The 18,335-nt window shown below is 57.8% G+C and carries 14 protein-coding genes and 1 tRNA gene; 12 read left to right on the top strand and 3 right to left on the bottom strand.

Annotation, left to right across the window (positions count from 1 at the left end; all coding sequences use genetic code 11):
• Positions 1-33 precede the first annotated feature (33 nt).
• Positions 34-1,797 carry a gamma-glutamyltransferase gene (gene ggt, locus EDB94_RS17235; RefSeq protein ID WP_108019043.1) on the bottom strand — a complete coding sequence of 588 codons (1,764 nt, stop codon included), beginning with the start codon at positions 1,795-1,797 and terminating at the stop codon, positions 34-36.
• A gap of 143 nt (positions 1,798-1,940) precedes the next feature.
• On the opposite strand from ggt, the gene purU reads away from it, so the two are divergent.
• From purU to pyrF, 12 genes are all read left to right on the top strand, one after another.
• Entirely contained in the window at positions 1,941-2,795 is an 855-nt protein-coding gene (gene purU, locus EDB94_RS17230) for a formyltetrahydrofolate deformylase (RefSeq protein WP_008172070.1), read from the top strand.
• A 126-nt stretch (positions 2,796-2,921) separates the two neighbouring features.
• Positions 2,922-5,543: a DNA gyrase subunit A gene (gene gyrA / locus EDB94_RS17225; RefSeq protein WP_108019042.1), complete on the top strand. Its 2,622-nt coding sequence runs from the start codon at positions 2,922-2,924 to the stop codon at positions 5,541-5,543.
• A 51-nt stretch (positions 5,544-5,594) separates the two neighbouring features.
• Positions 5,595-6,677: a 3-phosphoserine/phosphohydroxythreonine transaminase gene (gene serC, locus EDB94_RS17220; protein WP_104271402.1), complete on the top strand. Its 1,083-nt coding sequence runs from the start codon at positions 5,595-5,597 to the stop codon at positions 6,675-6,677.
• Positions 6,678-6,679: 2 nt separating this feature from the next.
• Complete coding sequence (pheA, locus tag EDB94_RS17215; RefSeq protein WP_108019041.1) at positions 6,680-7,777, top strand: prephenate dehydratase; 1,098 nt, start codon at positions 6,680-6,682, stop codon at positions 7,775-7,777.
• Positions 7,778-7,822: 45 nt separating this feature from the next.
• Positions 7,823-8,947, top strand: coding sequence for a histidinol-phosphate transaminase (gene hisC, locus EDB94_RS17210; protein ID WP_108019040.1), 1,125 nt, complete (start codon positions 7,823-7,825; stop codon positions 8,945-8,947).
• A 1-nt stretch (position 8,948) separates the two neighbouring features.
• Positions 8,949-11,177: a bifunctional prephenate dehydrogenase/3-phosphoshikimate 1-carboxyvinyltransferase gene (locus tag EDB94_RS17205; protein WP_108019039.1), complete on the top strand. Its 2,229-nt coding sequence runs from the start codon at positions 8,949-8,951 to the stop codon at positions 11,175-11,177.
• Complete coding sequence (gene cmk / locus EDB94_RS17200; protein ID WP_108019038.1) at positions 11,177-11,857, top strand: (d)CMP kinase; 681 nt, start codon at positions 11,177-11,179, stop codon at positions 11,855-11,857. The genes EDB94_RS17205 and cmk overlap by 1 nt, the downstream gene beginning before the upstream one ends.
• A gap of 130 nt (positions 11,858-11,987) precedes the next feature.
• On the top strand, positions 11,988-13,682 hold the full coding sequence (rpsA, locus tag EDB94_RS17195; RefSeq protein ID WP_014576794.1) for a 30S ribosomal protein S1: 1,695 nt from the start codon (positions 11,988-11,990) through the stop codon (positions 13,680-13,682).
• Between the two features lie 134 nt (positions 13,683-13,816).
• The gene (locus EDB94_RS17190; protein ID WP_008172061.1) at positions 13,817-14,113 is read left to right on the top strand and encodes an integration host factor subunit beta; all 297 of its coding nucleotides are present in this window, start codon (positions 13,817-13,819) and stop codon (positions 14,111-14,113) included.
• A 59-nt stretch (positions 14,114-14,172) separates the two neighbouring features.
• Entirely contained in the window at positions 14,173-14,475 is a 303-nt protein-coding gene (locus EDB94_RS17185; RefSeq protein WP_008172060.1) for a LapA family protein, read from the top strand.
• Positions 14,475-15,644: a lipopolysaccharide assembly protein LapB gene (gene lapB, locus EDB94_RS17180; RefSeq protein ID WP_008172059.1), complete on the top strand. Its 1,170-nt coding sequence runs from the start codon at positions 14,475-14,477 to the stop codon at positions 15,642-15,644. The genes EDB94_RS17185 and lapB overlap by 1 nt, the downstream gene beginning before the upstream one ends.
• A 32-nt stretch (positions 15,645-15,676) precedes the next feature.
• Positions 15,677-16,387 (top strand): orotidine-5'-phosphate decarboxylase, encoded by a 711-nt coding sequence (gene pyrF / locus EDB94_RS17175; RefSeq protein WP_108019037.1) that lies wholly within the window; start codon positions 15,677-15,679, stop codon positions 16,385-16,387.
• Between the two features lie 499 nt (positions 16,388-16,886).
• On the opposite strand, the gene EDB94_RS17170 is transcribed toward pyrF, so the two are convergent.
• Together EDB94_RS17170 and EDB94_RS17165 are read right to left on the bottom strand one after the other, a co-directional pair.
• Positions 16,887-16,962, bottom strand: a tRNA-Asn gene (locus tag EDB94_RS17170).
• Positions 16,963-17,032: 70 nt separating this feature from the next.
• Entirely contained in the window at positions 17,033-18,217 is a 1,185-nt protein-coding gene (locus EDB94_RS17165; RefSeq protein ID WP_014576796.1) for a pyridoxal phosphate-dependent aminotransferase, read from the bottom strand.
• Positions 18,218-18,335 lie beyond the last annotated feature (118 nt).

The raw sequence follows: 18,335 nt of genomic DNA, 5'->3' as shown, positions 1-18,335 counted from the left end.
CCATTCAGGTCAGTGACCCTGGTCAATTGCCCGTTAATAGCCCATGGCCGACGAAGTGCTCCTCCTCGGGTCCGCGCCACCATTGAGAACACCGTCTTCGTCAATCAGGATGCTCTGGATGGCGCCCATGGCTGATCCACCGACCACCGTGTGCCCCCGCTCCTGCAGAAGCCGGATGGTGTCGGGGCTGATGCCCTGTTCGATCCGGATTTCATCCGGCAGCCACTGGTGGTGCATGCGCGGCGCGCTCACGGCGGTCTGGACGTTCATTCCATGATCAATCACATTGAGGATCACCTGCAAGGTGGTGGTAATGATCCGGGAGCCTCCGGGGCTGCCGGTCACCAGAACGTTCTTGCCATCCTTCTTAACGATAGTGGGCGACATGGAGCTCAGCATGCGTTTGCCGGGCTCGACCTTGTTGGCTTCGCCGCCGATCAGGCCATAGGCGTTGGGTACACCGGGCTTGGCACTGAAATCGTCCATTTCGTTGTTAAGCAGGAATCCGGCGCCTTCCACCGTAATGCCGGATCCATAACTGAAATTGATTGTGTAGGTGTTGGACACGGCGTTGCCCCATTTATCCACAACGGAAAAATGGGTGGTTTCAGGGCTTTCCCAGGCAGCGGGCTGGCCGGGATCGATGTCGCTGGCCGGTCGTGCCCTGTCTGGATCAATGCCTTTGCGCAGTTCGTCTGCGTAGCCTTTGCTGGTTAACCCCGCCAGCGGCACCTCCACATAATCCGTGTCGCCAAGGTATTTTGAACGGTCGGCGTAGGCCAGTTTCATGGCTTCGGCCATGTGATGAATCGCATCAGCGGAGTTATGGCCAAACTCGGCCATCGGGAAGCCTTCCAGGATATTCAGGATCTGGACAATGTGCGTGCCACCGGAGGAGGGCGGCGACATCGAGAAAATATCGTACCCGCGATAGTTGCCGTGAACCGGCGCCCGGACAACCGGGCGATAGTCTTTCAGGTCCTGGTGCGTGATTAGGCCGCCATTCCGTTCCATTTCGCTGGCAATCAGATCGGCGGTTTCGCCTTCGTAAAAGCCTTTCACGCCGTTGTCGGCAATGCGCTGGAGCGTTGCCGCCAGTTCCGGCTGTCGAAAGCGTTCCCCGGGCTGCCAGGCGCTGCCGTCTTCCTTATAAAAGGTGTCACGGGTGGCGGGCCATCGTTCGAGTCTCTCCCGGGCCTGCTCCAGACCTTCAGTAAAACGCTGGGGCACTACGAAACCGTCTTGGGCCAGTTTGATGGCCGGCGCCAGTGCCTGCTTGAGGGTAATGGTGCCGTGCCGCTCCAGCGCCAGTGCAAGGCCGGCAACCGTGCCCGGAACCCCTGCGGCCAGGTGGGTAAAACGACTGCGGTTCCTGACCACCTCGCCGGATTCGTCCTGGAACATGGTTTCTGTGGCGGCAGCGGGCGCTTTTTCGCGATAATCAATGGCTTCCGGATCTGATCCGTCGCCCCTGGAAATCAGCATGAAACCGCCACCGCCAATGTTGCCGGAACGGGGCTGGGTGACAGCGAGTGCAAAACCGGCGGTAACGGCTGCATCGATTGCATTGCCGCCGTTTTTCAGCACTTCCAGAGCCACCTCGGTGGCCAGTGTATGGCTGGTGGCAACCATGCCCTGGGTTGCGGTAACCGGGTGAAACCGCTCACCCTCGAGAATGGCCTGTCCGAAGGCCGGCGCGGTGGTGATGAAAAAGGCCAGGGCGGCCGCAATCGAAAGGCGGCCTGAGCGCCCCGTGGCGAGGTTTTTGATTGTGCGTTGGTAGAGGCCTCTGTCCATATCTCCATTCCTCGTTTCTGGCGTTCAGATAGGCTATGATAGCCGGTCATTTTCATAGGTGCGTACCGTTAACCTGCCGTTAATGCCGGCGGTGATTCCCCGACGCACCTGCTTTCCCGGATTTCAGTTAAGGAAAGGCTTTCATGGAGCATACCTATCGTCTTGTGATTTCCTGCCCCGACCGGGTGGGAATTGTCGCCAAGGTGAGTAATTTTCTGTCGACATACAATGGCTGGATTACCGAGGCGAGTCACCATTCCGACACGCAAACCGGCTGGTTTTTCATGCGGCACGAGATCAAGGCCACCTCGATTCCGTTCGGTCTGGACCAGTTCCGCGCCGCGTTTGAGCCGATTGCCCGCGAATTCAATATGAACTGGCACATTGCCGACTCTGCCCAGCCAAAGAAAGTCATCCTGATGTGCAGCAAGGAATCCCATTGTGTGGCTGATCTGCTGCACCGCTGGCACAGCAAGGAGATCAATGCCGAGATCGTGGCGGTCATCTCCAACCACGACGACCTGCGCCGGATGGTGGAGTGGCATGAGATTCCCTACCACCACGTGCCGGTAAGCAAGGAAAACAAAGAGGAAGCGTTCGCCCATATTGATGAGCTGTTCCAGAAATATGAGGCCGATGTGGTGGTCCTTGCGCGCTACATGCAGATCCTTCCCGGCGAGCTCTGCGAGAAATACTCCGGCAAGGTGATCAACATCCATCACAGCTTCCTGCCGTCCTTCGCCGGTGCGCGCCCCTATCACCAGGCCTACAGCCGCGGTGTTAAGCTGATTGGTGCCACCTGCCACTACGTGACCCAGGACCTCGACGAGGGCCCGATCATCGAGCAGGACGTTATCCGGATCACCCACAGCGACTCTATCGAGGATATGGTTCGCCTGGGTAAGGATGTGGAAAAGAACGTGTTGGCCCGGGGCCTGCGCTCCCACATTGAAGACCGGGTGATCACCTACGAAAACAAGACAGTGGTGTTTGATTAAGGCTGCCTCACAGTTGCCCCGGAAAGGGTGCGACTGTGGTAGACTTGGCGGCTTGTTGAAGAATAACTATGGGGCCCGGAAACGGCCCCGATACGACTTCCAGATAACGCAAAGGAACCTTTCTCGATGGGTGAGTTAGCCAAAGAGATCCTGCCGGTCAATATTGAAGACGAGTTAAAACAGTCCTACCTCGATTACGCCATGAGCGTGATCGTCGGGCGGGCGCTTCCGGATGTGAGGGATGGCCTCAAGCCGGTTCACCGCCGCGTTCTGTTCGCCATGTCCGAACTGAACAACGACTGGAACAAGGCCTATAAGAAGTCCGCCCGTGTGGTGGGTGATGTTATCGGTAAATACCACCCCCACGGTGACTCTGCGGTATACGACACCATCGTACGTATGGCCCAGCCGTTCTCCCTGCGGTATCCGCTGGTTGACGGCCAGGGTAACTTCGGTTCCATTGACGGTGACAACGCGGCTGCCATGCGTTACACCGAGATCCGCATGGAGAAGATCGCTCACTCCCTGCTGGCGGATCTGGACAAGGAAACCGTCGATTTCGTTGACAACTACGACGGCACCGAGCGGATTCCCGAGGTTCTGCCCACCCGGGTTCCCAATCTCCTGGTGAATGGTTCCTCCGGTATTGCCGTTGGTATGGCCACCAATATTCCGCCGCACAATCTGACGGAAGTCGTGAGTGGCTGCCTGGCGCTGATTGATAACCCGGATCTGACCATCGATGAACTGATGGAATTCATTCCGGGCCCGGATTTCCCGACCGAGGGCATAATCAATGGCCGTGCCGGCATCGTGGAGGCCTACCGTACTGGCCGTGGTCGTATCTATATTCGCGCCCGTCACGAGATCGAGCACGACAACAAGACCAATCGCGATGCCATCATCATCACCGAGCTGCCGTATCAGCTGAACAAGGCCCGCCTGATCGAGAAGATCGCGGAGCTGGTGAAAGAAAAGCGCCTTGAAGGTATCTCCGAGCTGCGGGACGAATCCAACAAGGAGGGTATCCGGGTGGTGATCGAACTGCGTCGGGGTGAGAACCCGGATGTTGTGGTCAACAACCTGTTTGCCCAGACCCAGCTTGAAACCGTATTCGGCATCAACATGGTTGGCCTGATCAATGGCGAGCCGAAAACCCTGAATCTGAAGCAGCTGCTGGATGCGTTCGTTCGTCACCGCCGTGAAGTGGTGACCCGCCGGACCATCTACGAACTGCGCAAAGCCCGTGAGCGTGGCCATATTCTGGAAGGTTTGACGGTTGCCCTGGCCAACATCGACGAGATTATCGAGCTGATCAAGGCCTCGCCGTCCGCCGCCGAAGCGAAGGAAAAACTGATTGCCAAGGGCTGGTCGCCGGGCGATGTCATGGCCATGCTGGAACGTGCCGGCCAGGACGCCTGCCGTCCGGACGACCTGCCAGAGATCTATGGGCTGCGTGAAGGTCTGTATCATCTGTCACCGGAACAGGCCCAGGCCATTCTGGACTTGCGTCTGCACCGCCTGACCGGTCTGGAAACCGAGAAGCTTCAGAACGAATACAAGGAAATTCTCGACAAGATTGCCGATCTGCTGGACATCCTGGGCGACCCCGAGCGGCTGCTCCAGGTGATCCGGGAAGAGCTGGAAGCGATCGTTACCGAGTTCGGTGACGAGCGTCGTACCGAAATTACCAGCTCCCGTCGCGACCTGACCATCGCCGACCTGATTGATGAAGAAGACCTGGTGGTGACCATTTCCCACAGTGGTTACGCCAAGACCCAGGCAGTGGAAGACTACCAGGCTCAGCGTCGTGGTGGTCGCGGCAAGGCAGCAACCTCCATGAAGGATGAAGACTTTGTAGAGAAGCTGCTGGTTGCGAACTCCCACGACACGATTCTGTGTTTCTCCAACCGTGGCAAGGTTTACTGGTTGCGGGTCTTCGAGATTCCGCGTGCCAGCCGCGCCTCCCGCGGTCGGCCCATGGTGAACATCCTGCCGCTGGACGAAGGCGAGCGTATTACCACCTTCCTGCCAGTTCGGGATTATCCGGAAGACCAGTTCGTGCTGATGGCCACCTCGGCCGGTGTGGTCAAGAAAACGCCGTTGCCGAACTTCTCGCGTCCGCGCAGCAGCGGCCTGATTGCCCTGTCGCTGGATGAGGGCGATACCCTGATCGGTGCAGCCATTACCAAAGGCGATGCCGAGGTCATGCTGTTCTCGACCGCTGGCAAGGCGGTGCGCTTCAACGAAGAAGCCGTTCGTCCCATGAGCCGGACAGCCCGTGGTGTTCGCGGTATCAAGATGCCGCAGGGTCACCATGTGGTGTCGCTGATCATTCCGCAGGACGGTGGGGTTATCCTGACTGCCTCCGAAAACGGCTACGGCAAGCGTACCGCCATTGACGAGTTCCCGACCTACAGCCGCGGCAGCCAGGGCGTTATCGCCATGCAGTGCTCCGAGCGTAACGGTAACCTGGTGACAGCCCTGCAGCTGTTCGACGGTGACGAAATGATGCTGATCTCTGACAAGGGCACGCTCGTGCGTACCCGGACAGACGAAGTGTCGGTTCTTAGCCGGAACACCCAGGGCGTGCGCCTGATCAAGCTGAGCCAGGAAGACGAGCGGCTGGTTGGCGTTGAGCGGATTGCGGAAACCGACGACGAAGAGCTCGACAGTGAAGGCAATCCGATTGTTGCCGACGAGAGCCCGGAAGAAGGCGAAGACGGCGAGGGTGCCGGCGACGAATAAGCCGGCACTTGCCACAGACAGATTCAGCAAGACTTGAGAGAAAGCAGCAACATGAGCAGGGCGTATAACTTTTGTGCAGGTCCGGCCACCTTGCCGGAGAGCGTGCTTCGTCAGGCGCGGGATGAAATGCTCGACTGGCGCGGTACCGGCATGTCGGTGATGGAAATGAGCCATCGCAGCGACGAGTTTGTCCAGATTGCCGAAACTGCAGAAAAAGATCTGCGTGAACTGGCCGGCGTGTCGGACGACTACGCGGTTCTTTTCATGCAGGGTGGAGCGTCCAGCCAGTTTTCCACCATTCCTCTGAATCTGCTGGGCGAAAAAGGCTCTGCGGACTACGTGAACACCGGGATCTGGTCCAAGAAGGCCATTGCCGAGGCCAGTCGCTATGGCAAGGTGAATGTGGTTGCGAGTTCGGAAGACAGTGGCTTTACCACGATTCCGGACCAATCCTCCTGGCAGACCAGTGCCGACGCGGCGTATCTGCACTACACGCCCAACGAGACCATCGGTGGCCTGGAATTCGGTTTTATTCCGGATAGCCCGGGCACGCCGCTGGTGGCCGACATGTCCTCATCAATGCTGTCGAGGCCGGTGGACGTCTCCAGGTTCGGTGTGATCTATGCCGGTGCCCAGAAGAACATCGGTCCCTCGGGATTGGTGGTGGTCATTATCCGCAAGGATCTCCTGGGCAAGGCCCGCAAGGAGACCCCGACCATGATGAATTATCAGGTGATCGCAGATAACGGCTCCATGTACAACACGCCGGCGACCTACTCCTGGTACCTGGCCGGTCTGGTGTTCAAGTGGCTGAAAGAGCAGGGCGGTGTGAAGGCCATGGGTGAGATCAACCTGCGCAAGGCCCGCAAGCTCTACGATTTCATCGATACCAACGAGTTCTACGCCAACCCCATCGACCCGCGGTTCCGCTCCTGGATGAACGTGCCATTCACGCTGGCGGATGATGCCCTGAACGGTGAATTCCTGAAGGGTGCCAATGCCCGTGGCCTGCTGAACCTGGCCGGCCACCGGTCGGTTGGCGGAATGCGTGCGAGCATCTACAACGCGATGCCAGAAGCCGGTGTCGATGCACTGATCGACTACATGACCGAATTTGCGAAGGAGCGTGGCTGATCATGAGTGATGAGCAGGTTCGGCTCGGAGAGCTGCGGGACGAGATCGATCAACTTGATCAGAAGATCATGGAGCTGATCAGTGCCAGGGCCGCCTGTGCCCAGGAAGTGGCACACGTTAAAATGACCGCCAATCCGGGGCAGGACGTCTTTTTCTATCGCCCCGAGCGGGAGGCCCAAGTGCTTCGCCGCATCAAGGAACAGAATCCGGGGCCGCTGTCGGGTGAGGAAATGGCCCGTCTGTTCCGGGAAATCATGTCCGCCTGCCTGGCGCTGGAAAAGCCCATGCACATTGCCTTCCTGGGTCCGATTGGCACCTTCACACAGGCGGCAGCGCTCAAGCATTTTGGTCACTCGGTGGTCAGCGTGCCTTTGCCGGCCATTGATGCGGTATTCCGGGAGGTCGAATCCGGCGCTGCCCATTACGGCGTGGTGCCGGTCGAAAACTCGACCGAGGGTATGATCAACCACACCCTGGATATGTTCATGTCCTCGCCGCTGAAGATCTGCGGCGAGGTTCAGCTTCGGATTCACCATCACCTGCTTGTGTCTCCGAAGCATGGCGACCAGGAAATCACCCGGATTTATTCCCATCAGCAATCGTTTGCCCAATGCCGGCAATGGCTGGACACCCACCGCTACGGCATCGAGCGGGTTACCGTCTCCAGCAATGCGGAAGCGGCCCGGCGCGCAGCCGAGGAGCCCGGCACGGCGGCCATTGCCGGTGATATGGCGGCCGAGCTTTATGGTCTGGAGATGCTGGCGAACAGCATTGAGGATCGCCCGGACAATACCACCCGCTTCCTGATCATTGGCCGGGAGGAAGTGCCGGCCAGTGGCCACGACAAGTCGTCTATCCTGGTGTCCATGCGCAACAAGCCGGGGGCTCTGTATCAGCTCCTCGAGCCGTTCCATCGTCACGGGCTCAGCCTGACCAGAATCGAAACGCGGCCCTCGCCAAGTGGCACCTGGGCCTATGTGTTCTACATCGATTTTGAGGGACACATGGAAGACGAACAGGTCCGGAAGGTGCTGGCAGAAGTGGATGAAGAGGCCGTTGAGCTCAAACGCCTGGGTTCCTACCCGATTGGCGTTCTGTAAGTATCTGCACCTGCGTTTCTGAGCAAAGAGTGTCGAGGACGATTTATGGCTATTGATTACCAGAGCCTGGCGGTTCGCGGCGTACAGGCCCTCTCACCCTATCAGCCGGGCAAGCCGATTGAAGAGCTGGCCCGTGAGCTTGGCCTCAATCCGGCAGAGATCATCAAGCTGGCGAGCAACGAAAACCCGCTGGGGCCGAGCGAAAAAGCGCTGTCTGCGGCGCGGCAGGCCCTCTCCGAGCTTTGTCTGTATCCCGATGGCAACGGATTCAACCTGAAGCAGGCGCTGTCGAAGCGTCTGAACGTCGGGATGGATCAGATTACCCTTGGTAACGGCTCCAACGATGTACTGGAAGTCATTACCCGTTGTTTCGCCGATGCAGATTCCGAAGTGGTTTTCTCCCAGTACGCGTTCGCTGTCTACCCCCTTGTGACCCAGGCCATCGGTGCCAAGGGTGTGTCTGTGCCTGCCCGGGAATGGGGGCACGATTTGGACGCCATGGCTGCCGCGGTTACCGATCGCACTCGCCTCGTGTTTGTCGCCAACCCGAACAACCCGACGGGTACCGTTCACACGGCGGACGCCATTGAGGCGTTCCTGAAGAAAATCCCCGAGAACGTGCTTGTGGTTCTGGATGAGGCCTACTGTGAATACCTGACCGGTGATCAATACCCGGACGGTGTCGAGCTGTTGGCCCGTTTCCCGAATCTCATCGTTTGCCGCACGTTCTCCAAAGCCTGGGGTCTGGCGGCTCTGCGGGTAGGTTACAGTATCTCTTCGCCGGCCATTGCAGACATTCTTAACCGGGTGCGTCAGCCGTTCAACGTGGATACGGTTGCCCTGTCTGCCGCCACTGCCGTTCTGGATGATGAGGATTACCTGCAGCGTTCCCGGGATGTGAACACAGCGGGCATTCGTCAGTTGCAGGAGGCGTTTGACCGGATGGGGCTCGGTTACATTCCGTCGGCCGGGAACTTCGTTGCCGTGGAAGTGGGGGAGCAGGCCATGGGCGTATACCAGGCTCTGCTCGCACACGGTGTAATTGTCCGGCCCATCGCGGGCTATGGCATGCCCAGACATCTTCGGGTGTCCGTAGGGCTGCCGGAAGAAAATGAGCGCTTTATTGAAGCTCTGGCCCAGGCCCTGACTGCATCGGGGCTCAGCGACTGATATGACGTCTTCCGAGCCTCTGTTTAAACGGGTAGCGGTGATTGGCCTGGGGCTTATCGGTGGCTCCCTGGCCTGCGCGATCCGTCGCAATGGGCTTGCGGGTACGGTTGTTGGTGCGGATCATCGCACTGAGGAACTGCAGCTCGGTAAAGGGTTGGGTGTGATCGATCAGGCGGCTTCAACGGTGTCTGATGCGGTTCGTGGCGCGGACCTGGTTGTGCTTGCCGTTCCGGTACGGGCAACACGCGCGGTTCTTGAGCAGATTCGCCCGGCTCTGGAGCCGGACGCGATACTCACGGATGTCGGTAGTACCAAATCCAGCTTCGTAGCCGATGTTGAGGCCGTGTTCGGCGGCTTGTCGCCTCTGGTTATTCCCGGTCATCCCATTGCCGGTTCCGAGAAGAGCGGCATCCGGGCGGCCAATCCCGAGTTGTTCGCCAACCACAAGGTCATCCTTACGCCGCCGGACAATGTCAGCCAGCCCCACCTGGCTCGCCTGAAAGGGCTCTGGGAGGGATGCGGTGCCACGGTGCTGACCATGTCGGTGGCGTATCACGATGAGGTGCTGGCAGCCACCAGCCACTTGCCCCACCTGATCGCGTTCTCCCTGGTAGATACCCTGGCGGGTGAAGATGAGAACATGGACATCTTCCGGTACGCCGCCGGTGGCTTCAGGGATTTCACCCGGATTGCGGCCAGCGATCCGGTGATGTGGCACGATATTTTTCTGTCGAACCGTGATGCGGTTCTTCGTGTCATTGACCACTTTACCCACGACCTCGAACAACTGCGCACTGCCATTGCCAATCAGGACAGCGCCACGTTGTTGCGGGTTTTCAGTCGCGCCAAGGCGGCGCGTGAACATTTTTCGAAGATGCTCTCAGGACAGGCTTACGTGACAAACAACAGTGAAAAGCAGGTAACGTTCCGTCTTCAGCCCGGTGGCGCGATCACCGGTGATATCCGGGTGCCCGGCGACAAGTCAATGTCGCACCGGTCCATCATGCTGGGTGCTCTGGCAGATGGCGTAACCGAAGTGAAAGGGTTTCTGGAGGGTGAAGACAGCCTGGCGACGCTCCAGGCATTCCGGGATATGGGCGTTACCATTGAAGGCCCGGACGACGGCTTTGTTCGCATCCATGGTGTTGGCATGCACGGGCTTCAGGCCCCCCGCGGGCCTCTGTATCTGGGTAACTCGGGAACCGCCATGCGGCTGTTCGCCGGTTTGCTGGCGGCCCAGCCCTTTGATTCCGAGCTGACCGGCGATGCGAGTCTCTCCGGTCGCCCGATGGGGCGGGTTGCCGATCCGCTCAGGGCGATGGGCGCCGTTATCGATACCGCAGAAGGGGGGCGCCCGCCACTGAAAATCCGTGGTGGCCAGAAGCTGTCCGGCATTCACTATGAAATGCCGGTGGCCAGTGCCCAGGTGAAATCGTGTCTTCTGCTGGCCGGGCTTTATGCCGAGGGCAGTACATCGGTGACCGAGCCCGCGCCTACCCGTGATCATACCGAACGCATGCTCGCGGGTTTTGGCTATCACGTTCACCGTGATGGTGCGACCGCCAGTGTTAGTGGTGGCGGCAAACTGACGGCGACCAATATTGATGTGCCTGCCGATATTTCGTCGTCCGCGTTTTTCCTGGTCGCGGCCAGTATTGCCCCGGGCTCCGATTTGATCCTTCGCCACGTTGGTATGAACCCGACCAGGGTTGGTGTGATCAACATCCTGAATCAGATGGGCGCCAATATCGAGATTCTGGACGAGCGCGAAATCGGTGGTGAGCCGGTTGCTGACCTTCGGGTCCGCTCTGCGGAGCTCCAGGGCATCGACATCCCTGAGGATCAGGTGCCCCTGGCCATCGACGAATTCCCGGTGCTATTCATTGCCGCGGCCTGCGCCAATGGCCGTACGGTGCTGCGGGGCGCAGAGGAACTTCGGGTCAAGGAAAGCGACCGGATCCAGGTGATGGCAGATGGCCTTGCTGCACTGGGAGTCGAGACCACCGTCACGCCTGACGGCATTATTATCGATGGCGGTCAGACCATCGGTGGCGGTACCGTGAACAGTCATGGCGACCATCGCATCGCGATGTCCTTTGCGGTCGCTTCCCTGCGCGCTGCGGGTGACATTACGGTGAACGACTGTGCCAATGTGGCTACGTCTTTCCCCGGTTTTGTGGAACTTGCGCAAGGAACGGGGATCAATATCTCAGCCGAGGGGGCTGAATAATGGTTGATAGCAGTGCGCCGGTGATTACCGTTGATGGTCCCGGAGGTTCCGGCAAAGGCACGATCACCCAGATGCTGGCCCGAAAGCTTGGGTGGCATCTTCTTGATAGTGGTGCCCTTTACCGGCTGACGGCGCTGGCCGCGGTTCGCCAGGGTGTGTCTCTGGATGACGAGAACGGCCTGGTAAAAGTCGCGGCCGGACTGGATGTGGCCTTTGAGCCCACTCCGGAAGGTGAGCCGGTAAAAGTGATTCTTGCCGGCCAGGATGTGACAGCAGATATACGTACAGAATTGGCTGGCGACAACGCCTCGAAGGTGGCGGTCATGCAGCCGGTCCGGGATGCGCTATTGCAACGCCAGCGGGACTTCCGGCAGGCGCCGGGCCTGGTGGCCGACGGCCGTGATATGGGAACGGTGGTTTTTCCGGATGCACCGGTAAAAATCTTCCTGACGGCAAGCGCTGAGGAGAGGGCCCAGCGGCGCTATAGCCAGTTGAAGGACGCGGGTGTCGATGTTAATATTGACGCCCTTTTAGAGGAGATACGGGTTCGTGATGAACGGGATATGAACCGTTCCGCAGCCCCTCTCAAGCCCGCAGATGATGCGCAAGTCATTGATTCTACGGGGTTGAGTATAGAAGAGGTGTTGGACAGGTGTATGGCCGCAGCAGGTCAGGCCTGACTACACCTTTTTGTCGTTGAAATGCCGGATGTAGCGCTATCTGCCAGCCACAGGCTTAGTCCGGAACTTGTTAACAGACCGTGTTGCTGGTGGCACGGAGTACACTTGCGTTGATCATATAGGACTCATAATGAGCGAGAGCTTTGCGGATCTTTTTGAAGAAAGCCTAAAAGAAATTGACATGCAACCGGGTTCCATCGTCCAGGGAACCGTTGTAGACGTCGATAACGACTGGGTCACCGTTAACGCCGGACTGAAGTCCGAAGGCGTTATCCCCGCCTCCCAGTTCCTTAACGAAAAAGGCGAGTTGGAAATTGCTATCGGCGACGTTGTCGATGTAGCTCTCGACGCTGTTGAAGACGGCTTCGGTGAGACCCGTCTGTCCCGTGAAAAGGCCAAGCGTGCAGAAGCCTGGAAGGTACTCGAGAAGTCCTTCGAAGCTGAGGAAGTGGTTAAAGGTATCATCAACGGTAAGGTCAAGGGTGGTTTCACCGTCGATCTGGCCGGCATCCGTGCCTTCCTGCCTGGCTCGCTGGTTGATGTTCGTCCGGTTCGCGACACCGCGCACCTGGAGAACAAAGAACTCGAATTCAAGGTTATCAAGCTCGACCAGAAGCGTAACAACGTGGTTGTGTCCCGCCGCGCCGTTCTGGAAGCTGAGAACAGTGCTGAGCGTGAAGCTCTGCTCGAAACCCTGACCGAGGGTATGGAAATCAAGGGTATCGTCAAGAACCTGACCGACTACGGCGCGTTCGTGGATCTGGGTGGTGTTGACGGCCTGCTGCACATTACCGATATGGCCTGGAAGCGCATCAAGCATCCGAGCGAAATCGTTAATGTTGGCGACGAAATCAGCGTTAAGGTCCTGAAGTTTGACCGTGAGCGTAACCGTGTTTCCCTCGGCCTGAAGCAGCTGGGCGAAGATCCCTGGGTTGATATCAAGGGTCGTTACCCGGAAGGTTCCAAGGTCAAGGCACGCGTTACCAACCTGACCGACTACGGCTGCTTTGCTGAGCTGGAAGAAGGTGTTGAAGGCCTGGTTCACGTTTCCGAAATGGACTGGACCAACAAGAACATCCATCCGTCCAAGGTTGTCCAGGTAGGCGACGAAGTGGACGTGATGATTCTGGATATCGACGAAGAGCGTCGTCGGATCTCCCTGGGTATCAAGCAGTGCGTATCCAACCCGTGGGAAGATTTCTCCAGCAACTTCAACAAGGGCGACCGCATCTCCGGCAAGATCAAGTCAATTACTGACTTCGGTATCTTCATCGGACTGGATGGCGGCATCGACGGTCTGGTTCACCTGTCTGACATCAGCTGGAACGAGACTGGCGAAGAAGCGGTTCGTGAATACAAGAAGGGTGACGAAGTTGAAACCGTTATCCTGTCTGTTGATCCGGAGCGCGAGCGTATCTCCCTGGGTATCAAACAGCTCGAGAGCGATCCGTTCGCCGAGTTTGTTCAGCTGAACGACAAGGGCTCTATTGTTAAGGGCACCGTGTCTGCAGTTGATGCCAAGGCAGCTACCATTGCTCTGAACGACGAAGTTGAAGCGGTACTGAAAGCCTCTGAAATCAGCCGTGACCGTGTTGAAGATGCACGCAACGCGCTGAAGGAAGGCGAAGAAGTTGAAGCGAAGATCATCAGCATCGACCGCAAGAACCGCATCATCAACCTGTCTGTGAAGTCAAAAGATGTTGAGGACGACAAGCAGGCACTGGAAAATGTGCGGACCAAAACTGCGGAAACTTCCTCTGGTGCGACCACCATCGGTGATCTCATCAAGGAGCAGATGCAGCAGCAAAACGCCAACAAGGACTAATCTTCCGGTTGGTACGAAAAAAACGGGCTCTAAGAGCCCGTTTTTTTTGTGTTTTTTTCTGGTTTGGCTAAACTAGGTAGTCATGGGAATCCGGTAACCGACGGCCGAATAAAAATGAAAGAGGGAAACGCCTCATGACGAAGTCCGAACTGGTCGAGCTGATTGCTTCCAAGCAAACTCAGCTCTCCGTTAAAGATGTCGAACTGGCTGTAAAAACCATCATCGAGCACATGTCCCAGTCGCTTGCCGATGGTCAGAGAATAGAAATCCGGGGATTTGGCAGTTTTTCCCTTCATCACCGGGCCGCGCGTACCGGGCGCAATCCGAAAACCGGTGAGGCTGTTCAGTTGCCAGCCAAATATGTGCCGCACTTCAAACCCGGCAAGGAATTGAGAGAGCAGGTCAACGACAGCTTGAAGAAAGGCTTTTAACAGCTGCTCAGGGAACGCGTATAATTCGGGCATCAATGCCCTTTGGGAGTGCTATCGCTATGGCAGGATTGCAGAAGATCCTCATTATTCTGTTGGTTTTGGTCCTGGTTCTGCTGGCACTGGTATTCTCGCTCAACAATCAAATGGCAGTCTCCCTCAACTTTCTGTTGTTTGAAACCCAACCTCATGGTGTTGCCGTCTGGATTATCATGGCATTTGTTGTCGGCGCCCTTGTTGGCGTGCTGATGACCATGCTGGCCACCGTTCGCAACTCGGTGTCCCGGCGAACCCTTCAGAAACGACTTGATCGCGCCGAGCAGGCATTGGAGAAATCCAGGGCCCAGAACGACCGGACTCTTTAATGGATATCGTATTACAGTGGCTGCTGCTGACAGTTGCAGTCGCCGTTGGCTGGCTTGTGGGCCGGCTGGGAAGCGGTGACAGGCGATCCGGCAAAACGATTTCCGATGAGGAATCGGTGAAGGACCGTCTCCAGTTCCTGTTCACGAACTACTCCGACCAGGCGGTTGAGAATTTCGTCCAGTCCCTTGCGGTCAACAAGGATACGGTCAGTCTCCACCTCTCCATTGGCAGCCATTTCCGCAACAAGGGCGAAACCGATCGCGCCATACTGATCCACCAGAACCTTCTGGCCAGGCCCGAATTACCCCCGAGATTCTCCCCGCAGGTGACTCTCGAGCTTGCCCGCGATTACCTGAACGCGGGGCTGCTTGACCGCGCCGAGGCATTGCTGCACCAGTTGATGGGCGACAAGGATTACGGACGGCACTCCTCCCAGCAGCTCATCGACCTCTACCAACAGGAAAAGGAATGGGCAAAGGCTGCCGAAGTGGCCCGAACGCTGACACGTGGGGACGCCGACCCGGCAATGTTCAAGGTGCTGGCCTACCTGACATGCGAGCTGTCGGAAGAGTCCCTGAAACAGGACGACCGTTGGGCTGCCCAGAAACTGGCCAAGGAGGCGCTTGAGTACGATCGCTCCTGCGTACGGGCCAATCTGATTATGATGAAGCTGCTGGTTCGTCAGGGCAGCTATCGCGAGGCAGGCAGCCAGTGCCTGAAAGTATTCGAACAGAACCCGGAGTTTGGGCCGGAAGCCATCGACCGGCTCATGAAACTTGAGCATGAGCACGGCGACATTGGCCGGTTGGCGAAAAAACTGCGCAAGCTTTACGAAAACTACCCGAGCACCAGTTTGTTGCTGGCTCTGGTGGAGTCCGTCGAGCGTGCCTCGGGGCGACCGGCTGCCATCGACTTGCTCAGGCAGGAACTGGAAACCCGCCCGAGTGTCCGTGGCTTGCTCAGGCTGGTGGAAATGGCCGGCTATGAGAAGGGCATGACCACTGATGAGGGCAGGCTGGTGAGCCGTATTGGCCACCTGATTCTCGCCAATCGTCCCGTCTACCGTTGTGTCAGCTGTGGTTTCTCTGGCCGTCAGCTGCACTGGCTTTGCCCAAGCTGCAAGCAATGGGAAACTGTGCGCCCGATCCAGGGTGTTGAAGCCGAATAAACCTTTACAGAATTTCTGCAGGACAAGTGAACGTGCAAACCGCTAACGATCCCAAGATCATCGTCGCCCTCGATTTTCCCTCCCAGAATCCTGCCCTTGAGCTGGTCGACAAACTGGACCCGAGCAAATGCCGCCTGAAAGTGGGTAAGGAGCTGTTCACCCGTTCCGGCCCGCAATTGGTGGAAGGACTTCAGAAGCGTGGATTCGACGTATTCTTGGACCTGAAATTCCATGACATCCCGAACACTACCTCAGCTGCGGTTGCGGCCGCTGCCGATCTCGGTGTGTGGATGGTCAATGTGCATGCCTCTGGCGGCGAGAAAATGATGACCGCCTGTCGGGAGCGTCTGGAAACCTTTGGAGCGGATCGCCCGCTGTTGATTGCCGTCACGGTCCTCACCAGCATGAACGCCGACGATCTTGCCGGTATCGGCATCACCGATTCCCCGGAAGCCCAGGTATCCCGCCTGGCAACCCTTACCAAGAACTGCGGCCTCGACGGCGTCGTCTGCTCCGCGCAAGAGGCACCGAAGCTCAAAGCCGAGCAGGGTGCCGAGTTCAAGCTGATCACGCCGGGTATCCGTCCGTTGACTGCCGATAAAGGCGATCAGCAGCGCATCATGACCCCCACCGATGCCCTCAAAGCCGGTTCCGACTACCTGGTAATCGGTCGTCCCATTACCCAGGCAAATGACCCGCTGGCTGCCTTGGAGGCTATTCACTCTGAGGTTATTGGCGCCTAGTTTCTAGGTTCTTGTCTGATTTGGGCTCCTAGCCTGCATGGTTTGGAGTCTGGTGGTGTGGGGCCTCCCTCCCAAAAACCGCTACGAGCACATCCATGTGCGCTTGGCTGTGGCCATCCTTGGCCACAGACATTTTTGGGAGGGAGGCCCCACACCACCTCTTCGAACTTTCTCAGATATATCTTGCGTCAGAGTTCGGTGGGCTACTGCGACCTACTGACTATCTGCTTTCTGTGAGAGTTTTGTCTGTTTTGCGGATACGTACACCGTCGAACGGTGTGGCTGTCATGGCTTTCCAAAACTGTAGAGGGCCATGGACGGCCCGAAACAAGCGCACACGGACGTGCTTGTAGCGTGTTTTGGAAAGCCATGACAGCCGCACCAGTCCCGCCAACGAGCAGGCTAGGGCAGGATTTGCTCTCAACAACCGAAGTCTGAACCGAAAAGCGGGGCAATAAAAAACCCGCTAACTCAGAGAATTAGCGGGCTTTTAGAATAGTGGCTCCCCGAGCTGGGCTCGAACCAGCGACAAACGGATTAACAGTCCGTTGCTCTACCAACTGAGCTATCGGGGAACGTCGTCGTGTGACGAGGCGCGTATATTAAGTTGGCAATACCGCCCCGTCAACCCCTGGCCAGAACTTTTTAGCCAAGCGCTTTCTGAAGACGTTCGACAGCCTTTTCTAGGTTTTCCATGCTGGTCGCAAAGCTCAGGCGCATGTGGCCAGGGCAGCCGAAGGCTGAGCCCGGGACCAGTGCCACGCCGGCGTCGGTCAGCAGTTTCTCGGCGAATTCAACGTCGGTGCTGACGCTGGAATCCGCATCGATGGCGCCTTGGAAGCTGGGGAATACATAGAAGGTACCGTCGCCGTTCAGGCACTCAACGCCTGGCAGCTTGTTTAGTGCTTCTACCAGCCAGTCGTGGCGTTCCTTGAAGGCCTTGACCATCTCGCCTACGCAGCCCTGATCGCCATCCAGCGCAGCCTGTGCCGCTGCCTGGGAGATCGAGGCCGGGTTGGAGGTGCTCTGGGACTGGATCTTCTTCATGGCACCGATGATTTTCGCCGGCCCCGCGGCGTAGCCGATACGCCAGCCAGTCATGGAGTAAGCCTTGGATACGCCATTCAGGACGAAGGTGCGGTCATACAGCTCAGGCGTGGCGTTCAGGATATTGCAGAACGGTTTGCCGGTCCAGAGGATCGGCTCATACATGTCGTCAGTGGCGATCATGATGTTCGGGTGCTTCTTGAGCACCTCGCCGATGGCCTGCAGCTCTTCGAGGGTGTAGGCCATGCCGCTCGGGTTCGAGGGGCTGTTGATCACGAACAGGCGGGTACGCTCGGTAATTGCGTTTTCCAGCTGCTCTGGAGTGATCTTGAAGCGGGTTTCAGCACCGGTTTCGATAATCACGGGTTTGCCTTCAGCCACCAGCACCATATCCGGGTAGGAAACCCAGTACGGAGCAGGGATGATGGCTTCGTCACCCGGGTTCAGTGTGGCAAGTGCGAGGTTGAAAAAGCTCTGTTTGCCACCACTGCTTACCAGTATCTGGTTGGCTTCGTAATCCAGGCCGTTGTCCCGTTTGAACTTCGCAATAATCGCTTTTTTCAGGGCTGGCGTACCATCCACGGCAGTGTATTTTGTCTGGCCGTTATTGATGGCTTCAATGGCTGCCTGTTTGATGTGATCAGGTGTGTCGAAGTCCGGCTCGCCGGCACCCAGGCCGATAATGTCCTGGCCTGCTGCGCGGAGTTCCGCTGCCTTGTTGGTGACTGCGAGGGTGGGAGAGGGCTTGATAGCCTGTACTCGGCTGGAAAGTTGAAGGTCCAAACTTGCGCTCCTTAAAGCTGCGTCTGATAGGGCTGCGACCGCCGGGTGCCAGAGCTGCTGGCTGATTTACGCCCAGCCGTCGATCGCACTGATGGTATCATGAAGCCAGCGTATCGCT

The organism is Marinobacter sp. 3-2, from assembly GCF_003751355.1.
Lineage (GTDB): Bacteria > Pseudomonadota > Gammaproteobacteria > Pseudomonadales > Oleiphilaceae > Marinobacter > Marinobacter adhaerens.
The sequence above is the reverse complement of the archived record's forward strand: the minus strand, read 5'-3'. Positions and strand labels throughout refer to the sequence as shown.